Annotated in this window: 13 protein-coding genes; 5 read left to right on the forward strand and 8 right to left on the reverse strand. The window is 67.3% G+C overall.

Annotation, left to right across the window (positions count from 1 at the left end; all coding sequences use genetic code 11):
- Positions 1–4 precede the first annotated feature (4 nt).
- Positions 5–4,795, reverse strand: a complete 4,791-nt coding sequence (locus tag NOW55_RS19550; RefSeq protein ID WP_256401805.1) for a multicopper oxidase domain-containing protein — start codon at positions 4,793–4,795, stop codon at positions 5–7.
- A gap of 496 nt (positions 4,796–5,291) precedes the next feature.
- Between NOW55_RS19550 and NOW55_RS19555 the strand changes: the two genes are divergently transcribed.
- From NOW55_RS19555 to NOW55_RS19570, 4 genes are all read left to right on the forward strand, one after another.
- Entirely contained in the window at positions 5,292–6,710 is a 1,419-nt protein-coding gene (locus NOW55_RS19555) for a ribonuclease H-like domain-containing protein (protein ID WP_256401806.1), read from the forward strand.
- Between the two features lie 6 nt (positions 6,711–6,716).
- Positions 6,717–9,110, forward strand: a complete 2,394-nt coding sequence (locus tag NOW55_RS19560; RefSeq protein WP_256401807.1) for a DEAD/DEAH box helicase — start codon at positions 6,717–6,719, stop codon at positions 9,108–9,110.
- Between the two features lie 76 nt (positions 9,111–9,186).
- Positions 9,187–9,786, forward strand: coding sequence for a DUF5789 family protein (locus NOW55_RS19565; protein WP_256401808.1), 600 nt, complete (start codon positions 9,187–9,189; stop codon positions 9,784–9,786).
- Positions 9,787–10,095: 309 nt separating this feature from the next.
- Positions 10,096–11,508: an FAD-binding oxidoreductase gene (locus tag NOW55_RS19570; RefSeq protein WP_256401809.1), complete on the forward strand. Its 1,413-nt coding sequence runs from the start codon at positions 10,096–10,098 to the stop codon at positions 11,506–11,508.
- 109 nt (positions 11,509–11,617) lie between these two features.
- On the opposite strand, the gene NOW55_RS19575 is transcribed toward NOW55_RS19570, so the two are convergent.
- A complete protein-coding gene (locus NOW55_RS19575; protein ID WP_256401810.1) occupies positions 11,618–12,220 on the reverse strand; it encodes a class I SAM-dependent methyltransferase in 603 nt (200 codons plus the stop codon).
- A gap of 69 nt (positions 12,221–12,289) precedes the next feature.
- Complete coding sequence (locus NOW55_RS19580; protein ID WP_256401811.1) at positions 12,290–13,012, reverse strand: profilin-fold protein; 723 nt, start codon at positions 13,010–13,012, stop codon at positions 12,290–12,292.
- A gap of 109 nt (positions 13,013–13,121) precedes the next feature.
- Here NOW55_RS19580 and NOW55_RS19585 point away from each other — a divergent pair, with 109 nt between their 5' ends.
- Positions 13,122–14,558 (forward strand): amidase, encoded by a 1,437-nt coding sequence (locus tag NOW55_RS19585; protein WP_256401812.1) that lies wholly within the window; start codon positions 13,122–13,124, stop codon positions 14,556–14,558.
- Positions 14,559–14,713: 155 nt separating this feature from the next.
- Here NOW55_RS19585 and NOW55_RS19590 read toward each other — a convergent pair whose 3' ends face one another.
- The 5 genes from NOW55_RS19590 to NOW55_RS19610 form a co-directional block, all read right to left on the reverse strand.
- Positions 14,714–15,394, reverse strand: a complete 681-nt coding sequence (locus NOW55_RS19590; RefSeq protein ID WP_256401813.1) for an MBL fold metallo-hydrolase — start codon at positions 15,392–15,394, stop codon at positions 14,714–14,716.
- On the reverse strand, positions 15,391–16,038 hold the full coding sequence (locus NOW55_RS19595) for a potassium channel family protein (protein WP_256401814.1): 648 nt from the start codon (positions 16,036–16,038) through the stop codon (positions 15,391–15,393). The genes NOW55_RS19590 and NOW55_RS19595 overlap by 4 nt, the downstream gene beginning before the upstream one ends.
- 2 nt (positions 16,039–16,040) lie before the next feature.
- On the reverse strand, positions 16,041–17,528 hold the full coding sequence (locus NOW55_RS19600; RefSeq protein WP_256401815.1) for an APC family permease: 1,488 nt from the start codon (positions 17,526–17,528) through the stop codon (positions 16,041–16,043).
- Positions 17,529–17,692: 164 nt separating this feature from the next.
- Positions 17,693–18,196, reverse strand: a complete 504-nt coding sequence (locus tag NOW55_RS19605; protein ID WP_256401816.1) for an FKBP-type peptidyl-prolyl cis-trans isomerase — start codon at positions 18,194–18,196, stop codon at positions 17,693–17,695.
- Between the two features lie 5 nt (positions 18,197–18,201).
- Positions 18,202–19,632: a sulfite oxidase gene (locus NOW55_RS19610; RefSeq protein ID WP_256401817.1), complete on the reverse strand. Its 1,431-nt coding sequence runs from the start codon at positions 19,630–19,632 to the stop codon at positions 18,202–18,204.
- Positions 19,633–19,700 lie beyond the last annotated feature (68 nt).

Genomic DNA, 19,700 nt, shown 5'->3' on the forward strand with positions numbered 1-19,700 from the left:
TGTGCTAGTCGAACAGGTCCGTACACCCTCGCAGCACGAACGTCGAGCCGTCCTCCCACGTGATCGTTACCGAATCGCGGCTCTGGTGGACTGACTCCGGGAACACCTCAAGCTCCCAGCTCTCGTCGCCGTCCGACCCGACCACCTCGAGTTCGACCTCTGTGAGGTCGTCGCTCTCCACGTCGATACAGTAGTCATCCGGGCAGCCGAGCACGCGGAGCTCGGTGTTCCGGAGCAGCTGGAGGAGCCACGTCGGGTCGAAGCCTGCTTCCTCCTCTAGCGTCACAACCAGCTGGTTGTCGTCGTAGGCGACGAGCGCGTGGGCGTTGGCGTCAGCGAGGTCCGTAATACGGTGGCGATACCGGACGTCTTCGAAGAGGTAGAGTGCGCTCTCTCCACAGGCACTGCGGACGCTCTCGGGCACCAGCACGACGATATCGTCGCGGCTCCCTCCGGTGATATCGCCCTGTAACACCACCCAGTTCGGTCGTTCCCGGAGCGGAACGTTGTGTGCCTGGTCCGGCAGGGGGTGGATGGGGTTGCAGAACTCGGAGATATCCTTCTCGACGCGGAAGATGCCCCAGTAGCCGGCTTCGAGCTTGCGACGCTGTCTGGTCTCCTGGTAGATGAAGTCACCTGTGCTGGTGGTGAGACCGCCTGCGTCGCCGATCGGTTCAATCTGCTTGGCCTTCCCGACCGTGAATCTGTCGTCGACACCGATGACCTCGGAATCGTCGACGTTGCGGAACCGCTGCCACATATGACCCGCGAGGTGGAACACCAGTCCGTCGGCCTTGTCGGCGGTCTTGTGCACCCGGAAGGTGACGGGGTCGCCGAGGAGCGCGCGCGGAATCGGCGTCGCGGGGTCGTCGTGGATGTCAGAGTCGTACACGTCGGCCGGGTCGGCGTCCTTCTCGAAGCGGCGGATGAACGGTTCGTTCCGGTAGTTGATGGCCTGATAGCCGTGGTCCTCGGCGTCACCGAGTTGGTTGCAGGGGTCGTCGGGATTTTCCACGTCTGGGCCCGGGGGAACGACGCAGTCGTCGGGGTCGTCTTCGTTCAGTATGAACTGCCCGTCGGCGAACGCGAGCGAGTAGTTCCGGCGGTCCGGACCGTCGGGACGCTTGAGCATCGTCGAGTCACCGAGTCCCTGGCGGGCGGGCTCGGCAGTGTACGGGTCGAGGTAGTCGACACCCTCGGGCTCGCTGATGATCCGGCCGTACGCACCGTGGTGGCGGTTGCTTCGAAGGTCCGCGTGGTCGAAGAGGACCGACGCGCCCACCGTCCCGTTGACGAACCACCGGTAGGTGATGGTCTCGCCGGGTCCGACCGTCTGGTCCCAGTTGAAGCCGGCCGTGACGCCGTCGGAGCCGAGCACGTCGTAGTCGAGCCTGAGGGCGTGGATGGAGATGCGCTCGGAGCGCTCCCACGGTCGCGTCGTCTGCATCAGCGGGTGGGCGTGATCCTCGTCGATCTCGTCGAAGTCGATGTCGTTGGTGAGCGTCACCTCGACACAGTCGCCGACGTTCGTTCGGAGGGTCAGCGGCGTGAGCTCCAGACTGCCGTCGCAGATTCCCTCGACGTGGTCATCCAGCGCGTAGACGATACCGTCTGGGTCGTGGTCGCCGTAATCGTTGTACGGAATCTCGGTGGTGAACGCACTCACATCGAAGGACTTGACGGGTGCACCCTTCGGGCAGGGGTCGCCGGGATTCGGGGCGATGTCCGGCGGGTCCCCGTCGATGCAGTCGTTCTGCCGGGCGTCCTTGTCCGGCGGGAATGCGCGGCAGTCGTCGTCGGCGTACAGCAGCCGGGCGAGCTGGCCGCACTCGCTCCAGTCGAGGTCGCTCCACGGCGCTGGATGGCCCATCTCGCGAAGTTCGTGCCGTGAGATCTCCCCGTCGGGTGTGCCCTCGCCCGGGAGGGGGTGGAGGTGGTCGACCTCGCCGCCGAACTCCCGGTAGAGGCCCCACATTCCGTCCCAGCGGTCGTCGACGACCAGCGACCCGTAGACGTAGTCCCGTATCGGGAGCCCCGACGGATTCTCGTTCAGGTCCTCGAACTCGTCCCGGTCGCCCGGGTAGTCGTCCGCGGCGAGATCGAACGAAAACGCCTCCGAGGTGCCGATTATCTGCGAGACGGTCTCCTGCGGGTCGAGCCCCTCGGGTTCGAGCTGCTTGCCGTGGATGTTGAAGTTGTGCTGCTCCTCGTAGACCGCCTGCCACAGACGGAACCGGACGTTGTCGTCCTCGTACGCCTCGAACACCGGCGTCGACGGGTCCCCGTGGACGTACGACGAGTGGACGTACGCGGGGTCGCAGTCGTCCCGGGTGTAGTACGGCGTGTTGCGGTAGTTGAGAGCCATCACCCCGGCGTTCTCGTTGTGCTCTGCGTTCCTGTTCACCAGTTCGTCGTCGCGGTCGAGGAGCTGTGCGAAGTCCTGATAGGCGATACAGAACTCGCGGTAGGCATCGCCCTCCTCGGGATCGATGATGGCCTGCGTCCCGCTCCTGATGTGGTCCCCGCTGTACGGGTCGCGCCACTCCGAGCCCGGCGGTTCGACGACGAGGGAGGCGAACGAGCCGTGCATCACGTCCGAGATGCCGGTGATGTGGTCGTGGAAGAAGATGGTCCCCTCCTCGTCGGCGTACCAGCGGTAGTGGGCCTCCTCGCAGGCCGGCGCGTCCTGGCGGTAGTTGAACCCGGTCGCGAGCGAGTCGGAGCCGAGCAGGTCGTAGGAGACGAAGTGGATGTGGTTGGACTTCCCGCCTTCCTCGATGGGGACGCTCTCGGGCTTGCCCTCGCTGTTGTCGGGTGTCCTGTCGGCAGGTATCGCCGCGATGTTCTCCTCGGTGACCTCGTTCTTGAACGTGATCTCCACGCAGTCGCCGACGTTCGCCCGGATGACGAGCGGCTCCGGGTTCAGCTTCCCCTCCCGGACGAGGTCGGCGTGCTCCTCGAGGACGTAGACGATACCGTTCGGGTCGTGGTGGCCGGCGTCGTTGTAGACGATGTCCGCCGGGAGCGCGACGATGGTGTACTCGCGCGTCTCGCCTTCGTACTCGGGCTCGAACGCATCGAGGTACGGCTCGCACGGGTCGGCGTACGGGGCCCCGGGACGTATCTCGCCGCGCCTCGTGAGCGCCTGCTCCTCGTCGGGTTCGGGGTCCCGGAACTCGTCCAGGCCGGCCGCCCCGTACGGCGGGAACGGCGGGTCCTCGTTGAATTCGCCGGGGACGAACTCCGGAAAGCCGGGGATGTCGTCGTCCTTCGAGAGGGGCGGGTCGTTCGTGGGGAGCTTCTGTAGCTCGTCGGTCTCCTTGTCGAGGATGCGCATGATACCCCACATGCCCTCGCCGTAGTGCGGGAACAGGTGGCAGTGGAACAGCACGTCACCGGCACTGCCGTGTGCGCCGCCGGCACCGACCGAGAACGCCTCGCCGAAGTCCATGTCCGGCCGGACGGTGTCGAAGTCGCGGACCCCACCGAGGGGCCGGCCGAAGGCCGTCGTGAACGGCGTCTCGTACACCGCACCGAGGCCGACGCTCTGTGAGTCGACCGTGTCCGACCCGTCGTTCGGTGGAATCTTCTTCCACCGGTGGCCGTGCAGGTGGTGGACGTGGTTCTCCTCGACAGACGCGCCCACGGCGACCGCCTTGACCGGGTCACCGACGTACATCGGGTAGACGTTGTCACCCCCGCCGGGGTCGCCGTGCAGCCACGAGTTGTAGAACGACTCCTCAAGCTCCGAGTCCTCGTTCTCCAGCGACGGAATCCGGTTACCGGTCGGGTCCGCTCGGTAGTTGATGGCGTGGACCGTCTGCTCCTCGTCGCTGCCCGGGTAGGTCAACTGGCCCCCATCGGCGGTCTGAATACCCTCCGGAGTGTGGTAGTGGATCAGGAACTGTCGGTAGCTGACCCCCGGGACGAACCCATCCTCCGCCGCGTCGTCGGATATCTCGTCCGGGACGTGGATGTCCGCCTGCACGCGCCCTTGCACCTCCTCCCCTGTCAGCGGGTCGGTCCAGTACGCCCCCTGCGGGAACACCGAGATCGACCCGAACAGTCCGAGGGAGAGGAGGTTCGCCTGCTGTGGGCCGTCCCTCGCGCTGTCGTAGGCCTGGTTCGCCCCGTCGAGGAAGAAGTGGGTGCCGAGTTCGTCGGCGTACCACCGGTACGTGACGGACTCTCCCGGTTCGACGGTCGTGTCGGGGTTCTTCCCGACCGCCATCCCGTCGCTCTCAGCGACCTCGTAGGGGAGCGAGGTCTGGTGCATCGAGGCGGTCCTGTCGAGGTCGTTGTGGAACTCGATCTCGACGATGTCGCCACGCTGGGCGCGAAGCACGAGGGGCTGGATGAGCCGCGTATCCCCGTCTGCGCGCTTCCCGTCGGGGATATCGTCACAGAAACAGTCGTCGGCGTCGTCGTCGAAGACCACCCTGTTGTCGCAGGGTACCTTCCCGGAGAGGTCGCAGATGTCGTCGACGTCGTCCTCCAGTGCGTACATCACCCCGACGGGCTGGTGCAGGCCGTACCGGTTGTAGACGATGTCGACCGGTATCGCGTGGACGTCGAAGCGTCTGACCCGGCTACCCTCGTCGGGCTCGTCGGGGACGGTGCCTGCCCTGTTCGTGGCCGCGGCGAGGGGGGCCTCGTTCTGGATCAACCCACCCGCGGCGATCCCGCTGCTCGCAGAGAGGAACTGCCGGCGCGTCGGACGGAACCCCGATCGGACCGAGTCCGTCCCGAGATCCGTAGGCTCCTCGTCGGTACCTTGCCGCTCGTTGGTTGGCATACGGACGGGTGAACGACGATATCTCCCAATGTAACGTTTCGATTATTCACGCATTCGGCGCTGAAATCACGTTAGCTGGATTCTACCCGTGGAAATCCCGTAACCACCCGTCACCAACTCGCAGCCGTTCGCCCGGTCACTGCCGCCAGACTGTGTTTGAAGGGTTCTGTCTGCTTCTCACGACTAACTGGTAACAACGTTGCCACCACCATCTCGTCACCGTCGGCGAGATGTGTACAGGCCGAGTACCGGCGATAACGGGCCGTTTGAGGCGCTCTCAGGTACGAATACGGTGACTACGGTTGTCTGCAGTCGCCAGGGTTCTCTGCCCGGTATCGGAGACCTCGACGACAACCGGTACTACGACTGGCAGTGGCGCCACGGGGAGCAGGGAAACCGAAGTAGTGCACCCCGGTCGACGGCGGGAACTGCCCGGGGTCCTCGAACTCGCACGGACACGCCTATTGCGCTGGAGCACCCGCACTCCGATACCACAATGCAGTCGCCCGCGAGCGCCCGTATCGCTGCTGCCGCGCCCGCCTTCGTCGAGCGAGCGTCGGCCGGCGAGCTCGCCGACTGGCTCGCGTACTTCGAGCCCGACGTGGTCGTGCTGCCCGGCGACGAGTCGGGCCGACGGGCCGCGAGCGCGTTGCGACGGACCACCGGCGACGACACCCTCGTCTTCGACCCGGGGGGACACGATCCGCTCAGCGGCTCCCGACGGGTCGGCGGGGTCGAACTGCACTTCGCGCCGACGACCGACGACCTCGCGACGGTCGACCCTGCCAGCACCGCGTTCGTCCTCTCCGGGCTGCTCTCTCTCGACGTCGACCGGGCGACGCTCTCGACATCGCTGGACGGGCTGACGGCGTATCGCGACGGGCTCGGGCCCGCCGCGGGCGACGACGCTCCCGTCAACCTCTCTGTGCGGCTCCCCGCGGGCTACCGCCGCGAGTGGGAGGGGCTCCGGGTCGTCGGTGCGGGCGCGGACGCCGGGGTCGGTGACGAACCGCTGGTCGCGCTGGACTGCCGGGCCGACGGTCGGGTCCTCGAACGGTCACTGAGACGGTCGACCCTGGGACTTCGCGCCCTCGATGGCGTCGGGGAGACGCGTGCGCGACGGCTCCGCGAGGCCGGCTTCGGCAGCCGCGCGGCCGTCGCCGAGGCGGGGGTCGCGGCGCTGGCCGGACTCGACGGGCTGGGAGAGTCGTCCGCCGAACGCATCGCCGAGAGCGCCCGGGCGGTCGCCGCGGGCGAGGTCGTCCGTCGCTCCGACGCGCCGCTGCCCGGTGGCGACCCGGTGTTCGTCGACATCGAGACGGACGGGCTCTCCCCGACCATCACGTGGCTCGTCGGCGTCCTCGAGGGCTCGGCCGAGGACGGCACCTACCGCTCGTTCGTCCAGCGGGACCCCGACGACCCCGGTGGTGCCATCCGCGAGTTCCTCGCGTGGTACGACGCCGAGGCGAGGGGGCGTCAGGTCGTCGCCTACAACGGCTGGACGTTCGACTTCCCGGTGCTCGCCGAGCACGTCACCGAGTACTGCCCGGAGTTCGAGCCGGTCTGGGACGCGATGGACCGGTTCGACCCGTACCGCTGGGCGGTCAGGGACGACAACGCCGTCCTGCCTGGCCGCACGAACAAGCTGGAAGACGTCGCCGCCGCGCTCGGACACGAACCAGCCGAGACCGGCCTGACAGGGGCCGCGGTGGCGCGAGCCTACCGAGCCTGGATGGACGACCCCTCACGGGCGACCGAACTCGACTGGGACCGCTTCGACGCCTACTGCGAGGACGACGTGCGGGCGCTGGCGACCGTCTGGACGGCGCTCGCCGGGAGCAGTCGCGTCGTCTCCGAGACACGCTCCGATCGCGGAGCGGACGAGACGACCCAGGGCACCCTCTCGGACTGGTGAGACACGATGGGTCAGGACACACACACCGACGCGCCGACCGCGGCCGAGTCGCTCGCCGAGACGTTCCCGGACTACGAGGACCAGCTCCGCCACGCGGAGACCATCCCGCCCCGGCCCGCGCACACCGTCGACCCGCACGACGTTCTGCGTGCCGACCTCGCGGGCCGGTTCTCGGACGCCATCGGCGAACTGTACACCCACCAGGCGCGGGCGCTGGACCGGCTCGCCGACGGCGAGAACGTCTGCGTCGCCACCTCGACCTCCTCGGGCAAGACGTACGTCTACGCGCTCCAGGTGGCCCGGAACCACCTCGCCGACCCGGAGTCGACCGCGCTGCTCGTCTACCCGACGAAGGCACTCTCCCGCGACCAGGAGCAGGAGCTGAACGAGTTCTACGCCGACCTCGGGCTCGACCTCTCGGTGCAGGTGTACGACGGCGACACGCCGGGCGACCGTCGCCGGCACATCCGCGAGCACGCCGATGTGATCATCACGAACTTCGCCGGCGTCAACACGTACCTCGGCCACCACGGCGGCTGGCGTCGCTTCTTCGCGAACTGCGAGCTGCTCGCAGTCGACGAGTCCCACACCTACACCGGCGTCCACGGGATGCACGTCGCCTGGACCGTCCGTCGACTCCGACGCATCCTCGACCACTACGGCAGCGACCCGCAGATCGTCTGCACCTCCGCGACGGTCGGCAACCCCGCCGAGCATTCCGAGCGCCTCGTCGGCAAGCCCTTCGCCGTCGTCGACGAGGACGGCTCGCCACGGGGACGACGCGACGTGGCGTTCTGGAAGCCGCCCGTGGACGAGGACGAACTCGACGACGACGCCGACTTCGAGGCGTTCCGGGCCGCCACCACCAGCCCGGTCTGGGAGGGTGCATCCATCCTCGCCCACCTCGGCCTCCACGGGCTCCAGACGCTTATGTTCGCCCGCAGCCGGAAGAACGCCGAGCTCGGCGCGAAGTACGCCGGCGACGCCGCGAGCAAGCACCCGGGCTCCGGCTACGTCGACGTGGCACCGTACCACGCGGGACTGGGCAAGGAGACCAGACGCGGCACCGAGTACGAGTTCAAGACCGGCCAGCTCGATGGCGTCACCTCGACGAACGCGCTCGAACTCGGCATCGACGTCGGTTCGATGGACGCCACCGTCCTCACGGGCTACCCCGGGACGCGACAGTCGTTCTGGCAGCAGGTCGGCCGTTCCGGCCGCGGCACGAGCGACGCGCTCTCGGTGTTCGTCGCCCGCGCCGACGCCATCGACCAGTACATCCTCGACGACCCGGAGTACGTCCTCGGCGACGCCATCGAGGACGGCGTCGTCGGGCTCGAGAACAACCCCGTCTACGCCGAGCACGTCCGCTGTGCTGCACACGAGAAACCTCTCACCGGCGACGACCGGGAGTGGTTCGACGGCGACCGGCTCGACCGGGCCGTCGGGATGTGGCGCGACGCCGGCCAACTCGCCGGCGAGCTCTCCCGGGGCGTGCGGTACATCGGGCCGCCACGCCCGCAGTCCGACGTGTCGATGTACGGCGCGGCCGACACCCAGTTCGTCGTCCGCCGTGCCGACGGCGACATCGACATGGAGCCGGTCGACCGCGACCGCGCCTACCGCGACCACCACGAGGGTGCGCTGTTCCTCCACGCCGGCGCGCAGTACCTCGTCACCGAGTTCGTCGAGGATGCCCCGCAGCCGTACATCACGGTCGAGCGCGTCCGTACCGACGAGTACACGGAGACGAGCTCCGAGAAGACGATTCGCGACCTCGAGGTCGAGGAGCGCCGCGAGCTCGGCGACGGCTACGCGCTGGCACACGGGACGGGCACCGTCGAGATACACTACACCCACTACCAGCGCAAGAACATCAGTACCGGGCAGGCGACGACGCCGCTGCAGCCGACGGGGCTGCCGCCCGTCGAGCTCCGAACCGACCTGATGTGGGTCGAGACGCCGCCCGCCCTTCGGGACGACATCCTCTCCGAGGTCGGCGGGCTCGACCCCGCAACGGCGTCTGAGGGCGAGGTGATGGAGGTGTTCGGCGGCGGCCTCCACGGCGCTGAGCACGGGATGATCAAGCTCACGCCGCTCGAACTCAGGCTCGATACGGGCGACCTCGGCGGCCTGAGCACGCCCATGCACCCCGAGACCGGTGTGCCGACGTGGTTCATCCACAGCGCGGTGGCGGGTGGCCTCGGCTTCGCCCGGCGCATCTACGAGCGCGCCGAACCGCTCGCCCGGCGGACCCGCGAGCGCGTCGCCTGCTGTGACTGCTCGGGCACCGGCGGCTGTCCGGCGTGCATCATGGACTCCCAGTGCGGCAACCAGAACCAGTACCTGCACACCGAGGCGACGGTCGCCGTGCTGGACAGGCTTCTGGACAGGGCCTGAGAGGCCACCGGCAGTGTCCACTGCGCCGTCCGATGTCGGCCACAGCGTTATCCGACCGGGCAGCGTATGTCATGACATGGCAGACGACAAACGCGGCAGGGAGAAACAGGCCCGCGACGAGGACATGCGACAGCGGAAGCGCGCCATCCTCGAGGAGCTGGAGCGCACGAGCGAGTCCGAACCACGCGTCGACTTCGATTCTCTCGCCGAGGCCGAGGCCGCGCTCGAGTCCGTGCCCTTCCCGGCGACGGGACGGCAGGTCGTCGAGGTGATCGGCGAGCTGGAGCTCGACGCACCGGAGGGTCCGATGCGGGCCGACGACCTGCTCCCGAACGCGGACGCCGAGACGTTCGACTCACCGACCGAGGTCAGGTTCCGACTCCAGCGCCCCACGGTCGCCTCGGCGATGAAGCGCGTCGTGGAGGCGGCCGACGAGGCCCGCAAGGTCGAACTGAGCGGCTCCCAGCGTGAGGCCTACGAGAAGACGTTCACGGCGCTGGAGGACCTCGCCCCGGACGACGAGGACGAGGGTATCCCGTACATCCGTGACTGGATACTCGACCGGATAGAGGACGATGGCGACCTCCCGGGCTCGCGTGCCGTCCGCCGTGAGGCTGCGAAGTTCGCCCGCAAGAACGGCTACCCCGTCAGCAACGACGAGTGGCTCGGAATCTGACCTCGAACTTCCCTCCCGGCCGCGGAGAGCGGTAGAGCTCCAGTAGCATCGAGTTATCCGATGAAAGCTGCCCGGCTCGCGGCGGCGTCGACCCGGTGACGAACGCCGTCCTACTTTGTCGCGACGATTCATAACAAAGCGGCTGTGCGAGGTACACCCATCGTCCTGACGACTCCGACAAGCTCGTCGCGAGCGGCCGGGACGTCTCCAGTGCACCACGCGAGTTGTACGACGACTCGGCGGTGCGCGCGGTCACGCTGGCACCACGCCCCGGCTCGAACGAGAGACGCGGTGACGGACCCACAACTCATGTCAATCGAAAACGTGCGAACCGACGAGGAACGAATCGAACAGCTCGAGGGGAGTCTCCGGGGGCAACTATTGCTGCCGGACGACGATAGCTACCACGAGGCGCGGCAGGTGTGGAACGCGATGATCGACCGTCGACCGTCGCTGATCGTTCAGTGTGCCGGGCCGGCCGACGTACAGGCCGCCGTGAACTACGCCCGTGAGACCGACCAGCTGGTCTCCGTGAAGTCCGGGGGCCACAACATCGCGGGCACCGCCGTGGGCGAGGACGCCGTCATGGTCGACCTCTCCGGGATGAACTCGGTTCGCGTCGACCCCGAGGCGAAGACAGTCCGTGTGGAACCGGGGGCGGTGCTCAACGAGCTCGACCACGAGACCCAGGCACATGGCCTGGCCGTGCCAGCCGGCTACAACTCCACCACCGGTGTCGCCGGACTCGCGCTCGGAGGGGGGTTCGGCTGGCTCTCCCGGAAGTACGGGCTGACGTGTGACAACCTGCTCGCTGCCGATGTCGTCACCGCCGAGGGCGAACTCGTTCACGCGAGCGAGGACGAGAACGAGGACCTCTTCTGGGGGCTCCGCGGTGGCGGTGGGAACTTCGGCATCGTCACCTCCTTCGAGTTCCAGCTCCACGAGGTCGGGCCCGAACTGCTGGCGGGACTGCTCGTGCACCCGTTCGAGGACGTGCCGTCGGTCCTCTCGGCGTACCGGGAGTTCGTCGCCGACGCACCGAACGAGGCGACGGTCTGGTTCGTGATCCGCGACGCGCCCCCGCTCGAGTTCCTCCCGGAGGAGTGGCACGGCGAGCGGGTGCTCATCCTCGCCGCCTGTTACGCCGGTGACCCGTCTGTCGGCGAGACAGTGCTCCAGCCGTTGCGCGACATCGGTGACCCCATCGCGGACGTCATCGGCCCGAACCAGTACACCGAGTGGCAGCAGGCGTTCGACCAGCTCGGGTCCGAGGGGATGCGCAACTACTGGAAGTCACACAACTTCGAGGAGCTCACCGACGGGATGGTCGAGACGTTCGTCGAGTACGGGAAGACGCTTCCCTCGGAGCACTCCGAGATCGCCTGCGCCCAACTCGGCGGGGCGATAAACGAGGTCGACGTGGAGGCGACTGCCTACCCCCACCGGGATGCGAAGTTCCTGATGAACCTCCACACTCGCTGGGAGGACCCCGACCGTGACGACGAGTGCATCGAGTGGACCCGCGAGTTCCACGAGGCCATGACGCCGCACGCGACCGGTGGCGTGTACGTGAACTTCGTGCCCGAAACGGACGGCGGAGCCGAAGCGGCCTACCGCGAGAACTACGAACGCATGGTCGCGGTGAAGACGGAGTGGGACCCGGAGAACCGGTTCCGGCTGAACCACAACGTCGAGCCCGCGACCGGGGGACGGTCGCAGTGAGTGGTCGTATCCACCGGAACCGGACCACGCTACCGCGTGCTCGTCCCGGTGAGTGACAACGAGGCCAGCGCGCGAGCACAGGCCGCCTTCGTGGCCGGACTGCCGTCGGTCACCGCCCGGGTTCGAACACGTGGACCGTGTCCCGCTTCGTCGCCGCCGAGTCGACCTCCACGAGCCCACGGGACGTGAACTCGCTACGCCAGTCCCGGAAGTACAGGGGGATACCACCGCGGACCTCCATGGTGGTCCCCGGTTCGCGGTCCTCGTTCTCGACGACGACGAGCTGTTCGCCGGTGACCCGTGCGATCTCCTCAAACACCCACGCCTCGTCCGGGTGGATGTGCTGGAGCGTCTCGACGGTGAAGACGACGTCGAACGCGTCGTCCGGGAGGTCCGGGAGAAAGTCCTCGATGGCGGCGACGTGGAACGTCCCAGTCGCTGCCAGCTCGCTGTAGGTCTCTACGAGCACGTCGATGGCGTCGGCGTTGACGTCCACCCCGGTGAGGTCCGAGAACCCGGCCTCACGAAGTGCGGCGAGGTGACGCCCAGAACTGCAGCCGAGTTCCAGCACGCTCGCGTCGCGACTGACCCGCTCCGCGAGCGTCGAGACCAACAGCTCGCTCGCCTCGTCCGACCCCAGGTGGGCGTAGTACGTCGGCGAGTACTCGCCGGACCGGTCCGCCCACTCTCGTCTGACGTCGTTAGAATCCACGTTCGGTAGGGGCGACGGAGGGCTAAAGGTCTGCCGACACGTCCGTCTGGCGATACCTCGCCAGGCCGACTACAGTTCGACGGTCCCGAGGTTGGACTCCAGCTCCTCGACGAACTCGTTGTAGGCGTCGACGAAGCCGGCGAACCGGGGGGCGTACTCCCGCACGTCTGCCGCCGATGGCTGTTCGTACTGCGAGAGCAGGTAGAGCCCGCCGGAGCCGCCGACGCGGAGGTACGACGTGCCGTCCTCGTCCCACTTCAGCTCCCAGCGGTCCCCGTCGACACGTTCGGCGAACGTGCCGTAGTCGCCACCCTCGTACCGTCGCAGTTCGGCCGCGATGGTGTCACAGATCTCCCGGATGCGGTCGGTGACACGGTCGCGCTCCGCGACGACGGTGTCGGTGCTCGCGACCGCGGGGAAGTCGGTCGACACGTCGTCGAGGACGCCGGTGCGCGCTTCGACGTACTGGTCGAAGGCCGCGACGAAGGCGTCGTAGTCGGCCATCGCACTCGCCAGCGGGCCGGGCTCCGGCGGCTGCTTCGTCGAGACGACGTAGACGTCGTCGCCGCGCTTCTGCTCGAACAGCAGGAACTCGAGGTCGCCGCCCTCGTACTTCACGGTCCACTCGCCGGCGTCGGTGGTGAACGCCTCGCGGCCGTAGTCGCCGCCCTGGAGCCGGGCGAGCTGGTAGGCGATGCCGCCGGCGTGGTCGCGGACTGCGGCGACCAGTTCGTCCCGGTGTTCGATGGCGTCGGTCGCGTCCGCGGGCTCGCGTGGGGGCCAGTCTGTCACAGTCGAACCAGCACCCGCAGGGAGATAACCCACGTGATGTCGGTCCCCGGTGGTCGGCCCGGGTTCCCCTAACCCTAGCTATTTTCTGTGTCAAACCGTCCCAGTACGCATGCCACCAATTGACCGGAGCGACGTCGAGGCAGTCGTCAGGCGACACGGCCTCGACCCCGACGACGAGACCGTGGGGGCGTACCTGGAAGCCACGGAGGATCTGGCCACACAGTACGGTGGTCTCGCCGCCGAACACCCCGAGCGCGACACGAACATCGATCCAACCCCCGGCGACGACGAGTACAACGCCTTCCGCTATCGGTTCGAACTGGGCGGTGGTGACGGGCCGCTGTCGGACCTCGACGTCGCGGTCAAGGAGAACGTCGTCGTGGCCGGCGTCCCCTCGACGTGTGGCTCCCCTGGCTTCGAGTACGACCCCCCGCACAATGCGACCGTCGTGGACCGTCTCGTCGACGACGGGGCGACGCTCCTCGGGACGACGAACATGGACGAGTTCGCGTTCTACATCACCGGCGAGACGTGTGCGCACGGCCGGAGCGGCAACCCGGCCGTCGATGGCTGTGTCCCCGGCGGGTCCTCGAGTGGCAGTGGTGCGGCTGTCGCGGCGGGATACGTCGACGCCGCACTGGGGACAGACACCGGCGGGTCGGTCCGAATCCCGGCCTCGTTCTGTGGGGTCGTCGGCATCAAACCGACCCACCAGCGCGTCTCCCGCTTCGGCGTCGTCGACCTCTCGCACTCGCTGGACCACGTCGGCCCACTCGCCGGTAACGTGCGGACTGCAGCACGAGTTCTCGAGACGATCGCGGGCCCGGACGTGGCCGACCCGTCGACGCGCGGCACGCCGGATCCGGCCGACTACGTCGATTCGGTCGACGCGGGCGTCGACGGACTCGACATCGGCGTCGTGGCGGAGGCGATGGCGACCAGCGAGGACGCCGTCGCGGCCCAGGTCTCGGAATCGGTGGCGGCGCTGGAGGAGGCAGGGGCGACCGCCGAGGAGACCTCGCTGGCCGGCTACGCGACGATGGGGCCGGCCGTCGGTGCCATCGCGGGCCTCGAGTTCGCGGCGTTCGTCGGGGCGAACGGTGCCTCGTACTCGACGGGGACCGGCACGACGGCAGCCCTCAGGGAGGCGTTGGCCGCGGCGAACGAGCGGGGCGACTTCGGGGAGAACGTCATGGGACTGCTCGTCACGAACGGTGTCGTCGCCGACGGTGACGGAGCCGCGTACGTCGCTGCCAAGGGGATGCAACGGCAGTTCACCCGAACCGTCAGCGAGGTGCTCGCGGAGTACGACGCACTCGTCATGCCGACGACGCCGATCGCGGCACCCGAGTTCGGCGAGCTAGAGGGGATGGACGGCCTCCTCAGAGCGGTCGAGAACACCGCCCCGTTCAACTGTAGTGGCACGCCGGCTGTCTCGGTCCCCTGCGGTGCGGTCGACGGCAAGCCCGTGGGCCTCCAGGTGGTGACGGACTGGAACGACGAATCGACCGCCCTCCGTGTGGCGGGCGCAGTCGAAGCGCGCTGACGGGCAGTGGGGTAGACCCACCGGCATCGAGCCTGTTCATCAGTGAACACAACTACTGAACAACACTGGTGAACATAGTCCTCTCCTTTGGTTGTCTGGTCCACCGACGGTCGTGCCAGCGACTACCCAGTCAGCGATTGCCGAGCCACCGACGGTCAGGCGACCGACGCCAGCTTCGACAGGACCGCGGCACCGTTCGAGACCAGGGGGTCACCGTGACCCATGCAGGCGAACTCGAACTCGAGGTCTCGCGCCGAGAGGGCACGGATACTCTCGCGGTTCTGCCCGGCATCGTACGCCAGCGGCCAGGGAGGTGTCCCCAGCGAACCGTCCTTCTCGCGCACTAGGTCACCGAGCATCGCCACGCCGAGCTCGGGATGGTGGTAGACCGTGTGTCCGGGGGTGTGCCCAGGGGTGTGGTACGCGATGAACCCGCCGACCTGCTCCTCGTCGGTCAGCCGGTCGACCGGTTGCTCCGGAAGCGTGACCAGCAGTCCGGCGGCTCGCTGGAACAGCCCCTTCCGGTTGCCAACCGGTGGCTTGCGAGCACCGGCGACGAAACTCGCGTCGGGCTCCATCGCGTAGAGCGGGCAGTCGGGTGCCAGGCCAGCGATGCCGCCGACGTGGTCCAAATCGAAGTGCGTGATGAGTACACGGTCCAGGTCGTCGACGTCGTAGCCCGCTGTCGCGAGTCCAGCCCCGATGCTGTCTACGGACCGTGGCGTCCCGGCGTCGACGAGTGTCACCTCCCCGTCGTCGACGAGGTAGGCGTTCACCGACCCGAGATTTAGCCGCCAGATTCGCTCGTCGTCGTCCAGTGGAGTGGCGACCGTCATCCCTGGAAGAGGTTCACGACCTCGTGGGCCACGTCCGGTTCGACGGCGACGATGTAGGTCTTCCCGACCTCCAGTCGCGTGTCGGACCGTGCCGTCTGGTCGCCCGACGCACCGGAGACGACGAGGCTCCCCCGCGGGAGTGCGATCTCCTCGAGGGTCCGCCCCGCGATGGGTGCGCCCTCGACGACCTGGATCTGCAGGATGTCGAGGTCCCCGGCCACGGACTCCAGCGTCTGGACGTCCCGTTCGATGAGGTTCACGGCCGCACGCGCGCCGGCGGCCTCGGTGAAGACGACGTCGTCGACCATCTCGTCGTACTCGTCGCCGACGTCGTACTCGGTCCGCATCACGGTGTACAGGTTCGGCTGGAGGTGCCGGGCGGCCATGCAGATCGCGAGGTTGCTGCCGGTCTCCTGGGTCAGCGCCGCGAGCACGTCGGTGCGATCCAGACCCGCCTGTTCGAGGATACTGGGTCTGGTCGCGTCACCCGAGATGATGGTCGCGACGTGTTCCTCCTCCAGGAGGCCGACCTGTTCGGGGGCCTCCTCAATGACAACCACGTCGTGGCCGCGGTCGTCGAGGAGGTTCGCTGCTCGTCTGCCTACACGTCCACCGCCAGCGATCACGATTCGTTTCTGTGTCATGGTCAGTCGTTCCCTCCGGTTGTGTCGCGGGTCGCGTCTGGACCGGCGTCGTCGGTCGTCGCGTCAGTTTGGTCCGCAGCCGATGCGACCGGCTCCCTGAAGTAGAGGAAGTAGAACACGACCCCGAGGAGTATCCAGGCGACGCTCAGGACGAGCGCGAGCGGGTCGGTCCGCAGCAGGTACTCCACGAGCACGCTCGTCAGTATGAGGTTCAGCAGGATACCCATGATGGGTGGGACCGGGTAGTAGGGCATCTCGTACGGCCGGTTCATGTCCGGGCGCTCCCGCCGGAGCTTGATGACCGCGCCGTTGACGATGACGAAGGAGAGCAGGAAGAACAGGCTCGACATGTTCCCCGCGCTCTTCGTCGGCAGCCCGACCGAGAGCAGCATGACGACCGCGCTCGCCAGGATGGCGACGAACGGCGTCCCGTACTGGTGGTGGATGTTCCCGACCCGACTCGGCAGCTGGTCCTCCCGCCCCATCGCGAACGCGACTCGCGACGAGGCGATGACCACCGCGTTGAGCGCGGTGATGGTCGAGAAGATGGCGCCGAAGACGATGATGGCACCACCGTTCTTGATGATCGGCAGACCGGTCGGCATGAACGACGTCGCCGCGGCGGCGATGCCGGCCTCGCCGGCGTCCGCCAGTCCGGGCGCACCGAGTGTCCCGATCGCGACCGTCACGACGAGGATGTACACGAGGACGGTCACCGCGAGGCTGACGAAGATGGCCTTCGGGATGTTCTCCCGCGGGTTCTCCACCTCCTCTGTCACCGTCGTGATGAGGTCGTATCCCTCGAACGCGATGAACGTCAGGCCCATCGCGGGCAGGATGCTGAACGCGCTCTTGCCCTCCGGGAACAGCGGGTCGAAATTCTGGAAGGTGAAGCTCGTCTCGCCGCCACCGCCGGCCGAGAGGAAGCCGAACGCGACGAATACGAGCAGTATCGTCACCTTCGTTGCGGTGAAGATGGTCTCGATGCTCCCGCTAGCGGCCGTCGAGATGGCGTTCACCGAGACTAGCAGGAGGACCGCGACGAACGCGAGCGCGACCTTCGCCGGAATCGCGACCGGCAACACACCGAGTGTCACGGCACCGACCTCGCCCGGCGGCGGGACGACCCCGTAGACGTGCAGGAACTCGAGGAAGTTCGGCGCGAAGCCGAGCGCGTACAGCGCGCCGGCAATCATGTACGCGAACCAGAGCATCCAGCCCATCACGAACGAGGAGAGGTCGTCGAAGATCTCCCGAACGAACGCGTAGCCCCCGCCGCTCTTCGGAATGGAGGACGCCAGTTCGGCGTAGCACAGGCCGGTGAACGCTGTCACGACCCCGTTCAGGATGAATACGAGGATGGCGGCCGGGCCGGAGATCTCTGCTGCGAGCCCGGTCAGCACGAAGATGCCCGCGCCGATCATCGCACCCATGCCGATCATCGTCGCGTCGAGCAAACCCAGCTCGGCGGCCGGCTCCCGTTGGCTCATTAGTTCCTGTCTGGAACTCTATGTCATCACAGAAAGTGGTTGTCCCCGAGGAAGGCCCGCAGTAGCAGGCCGGACTTCCCCGTGACGGCTCGGACACGACCACGAGGTCCGCGACGTTCACGTCTCCAGAAGCGATCCGAGAGAGCCGTGTCCGCTGACCCCGCTCACGTCGCGGTCGACTGCTGGTCTTCTGCTGGCTCGCGAACCTCGAGGAGTCGCAGCTCGAACTCGAGTCGTTCGCCTGCGAGTTCGTGGTTGAAATCGACCGTCACCGTCTCCTCGGTCACGTCGATGATCCATCCGATCTCGCCGTTGGCGCTCTGGACTGGCCGCCCTGGTCGGGCGTCACGACCACTCCTCGTCTCCAGCTCCCCTCGTGGGACCTCGACGACGCTGTCGGCACTCCGGTCGCCATACGCCTCGTCGGGGTCGACAGTGACCGTCCGCTCGTCGCCGACGTCCATCGTCCGGACGGCCGCGTCGATTCCGGGGATAATCTCGTCGGCACCGACCTCGAACGATAGCGGTCGGTAGTCCCGATGCCCCTGGTAGACGCCCTCCGAGAGGGCGACGTCGACGTCAGACGTATCGAACACCTCGCCGGACTCCGCTCCCGACGCGAACCGACCGACGTAGTGGACGACCGCGATGTCACCTGGTTCGACCATGCTGACTACTCGACGGTCACGTCCACCGCGTGGGACATGTAGGCGGTGTTGCTGTAGCCGCCCTGGTTCCACGGGAACTGGTCGTTCTGGATGCCGCGGAGGTTCTGGTCTGGACTGGAGACGGTGGCCGGCTGCGTGCGGTCCATCGCGTCGGTCGCTCGCGAGACGAGCGTGTAGTCGCCTGGTTCGGGCGACCACACGTAGCGGAACAGCCGCCAGGAGAACGGCCCGAGGTCTGGCCGGAAGAACTCGGCCTCGTTCCACGTCTCGCCGCCGTCGTCGGAGACCTCGACGGTCTCGACGGCGTTGTCCCCGGCCCAGGCGACGCCGATTACCTCCACGGTGCCGTCGGCTCGCCGGGTGACGGTACTGTCCTCGCCGGGGAAGCCTATCATCGACTTCACCAGCTGGTCGAAGATGTAGGCGTTCCGGATCTGGTCCGGGTTCTGCATCTGCTCGTACGTGTCGTAGGTGTCGATGGTCTGGTACTGCTCGGCGGCCTCGTCCTGTACGGGGATGATCCGGTAGGAGTACTGCTGCCAGTGCGTGTACAACCGCTGGTCCTCGGTCTCCCACTCGTCGCCGAACACCATCATGTCCATCACGTGCATCCGGTTCACCCACTTGACGTTGTTGTTGCCGTACCAGCCCGGGACGACGAGTCTGACCGGGAACCCGTGGTCGCCCGCGATGGGTGCGCCGTTCATCTCGTAGGCGAGGATGCAGTCGTCCATCACCTTCCCCATCGGAATCGACCGCGTGAAGATGTCCTCGCCCTCGGGTGCCTCGCCGCCCATGAACGACACCCACATCCCGTCGCTCGTATCGGCCCCGTATCGCTCAAGGATGGCGCTGACGGGCGTCCCGGTCCACTCGGCGTTCCCGACCGCACCGAACGTCCACTGGTTCCCACCGACCTGCGGGTCGAAGTACGCCCGGCCGTTCCCGGAGCACTGCATCACGTGGAACACCGTCTCGGTCGGGAACTCCCGCTTCAGCTCCTCCATCGACAGCTCGACGTCCTCGTCGAACATCCCGGTCAGCGAGACGGTCCACTCGCTCTCCTGGATGTCCGGCGTCGGGTAGTGGTTCCGGATGTAGAACTCCTCGAGGGGCGTGATGAGCGTCGTGTAGGTCTCGCGCTCGGCGGCCTCGGCGTTCTCGGGTTCGGGCGAGAGTATCCGTAACCCCGGATATCGCTCCTCCAGTGACTGCTCTGGCTCCTCAGTCTGCTGTGTCTCGGTCGCCGTTTCAGTCGGCGGTTCGGTCGCTGCCGTGGGTTCAGTCCCGGTGGGCGTCTCCGTTCCCGCCGTCTGGTTCCCCCCACAGCCTGCGAGCAGGGAACTCCCTGCCACGGCACCGACTGCTTTCAGGACCCGTCGCCGCTCCAGATACCGGTCCCGTTTCGATGGCTCTGCATCGGATTGCTCTCCCATGACTGCCGGTATCGGCTTTCGTGTGTTTTGTTATGACCAGCCATTCCGTCGTATGGTAGTCTTATTGG

This window comes from Haloarchaeobius litoreus (assembly GCF_024495425.1).
Taxonomy (GTDB): Archaea; Halobacteriota; Halobacteria; order Halobacteriales; family Natrialbaceae; genus Haloarchaeobius; species Haloarchaeobius litoreus.

Coding starts and splice junctions, on each gene's coding strand:
- NOW55_RS19565 (WP_256401808.1), top strand. CDS start 9,187: ATGGCAGACGACAAACGCGGCAGGGAGAAACAGGCCCGCGACGAGGAC.
- NOW55_RS19555 (WP_256401806.1), top strand. CDS start 5,292: ATGCAGTCGCCCGCGAGCGCCCGTATCGCTGCTGCCGCGCCCGCCTTC.
- NOW55_RS19560 (WP_256401807.1), top strand. CDS start 6,717: ATGGGTCAGGACACACACACCGACGCGCCGACCGCGGCCGAGTCGCTC.
- NOW55_RS19595 (WP_256401814.1), bottom strand. CDS start 16,038: ATGACACAGAAACGAATCGTGATCGCTGGCGGTGGACGTGTAGGCAGA.
- NOW55_RS19550 (WP_256401805.1), bottom strand. CDS start 4,795: ATGCCAACCAACGAGCGGCAAGGTACCGACGAGGAGCCTACGGATCTC.
- NOW55_RS19600 (WP_256401815.1), bottom strand. CDS start 17,528: ATGAGCCAACGGGAGCCGGCCGCCGAGCTGGGTTTGCTCGACGCGACG.
- NOW55_RS19570 (WP_256401809.1), top strand. CDS start 10,096: ATGTCAATCGAAAACGTGCGAACCGACGAGGAACGAATCGAACAGCTC.
- NOW55_RS19590 (WP_256401813.1), bottom strand. CDS start 15,394: ATGACGGTCGCCACTCCACTGGACGACGACGAGCGAATCTGGCGGCTA.
- NOW55_RS19585 (WP_256401812.1), top strand. CDS start 13,122: ATGCCACCAATTGACCGGAGCGACGTCGAGGCAGTCGTCAGGCGACAC.
- NOW55_RS19610 (WP_256401817.1), bottom strand. CDS start 19,632: ATGGGAGAGCAATCCGATGCAGAGCCATCGAAACGGGACCGGTATCTG.
- NOW55_RS19605 (WP_256401816.1), bottom strand. CDS start 18,196: ATGGTCGAACCAGGTGACATCGCGGTCGTCCACTACGTCGGTCGGTTC.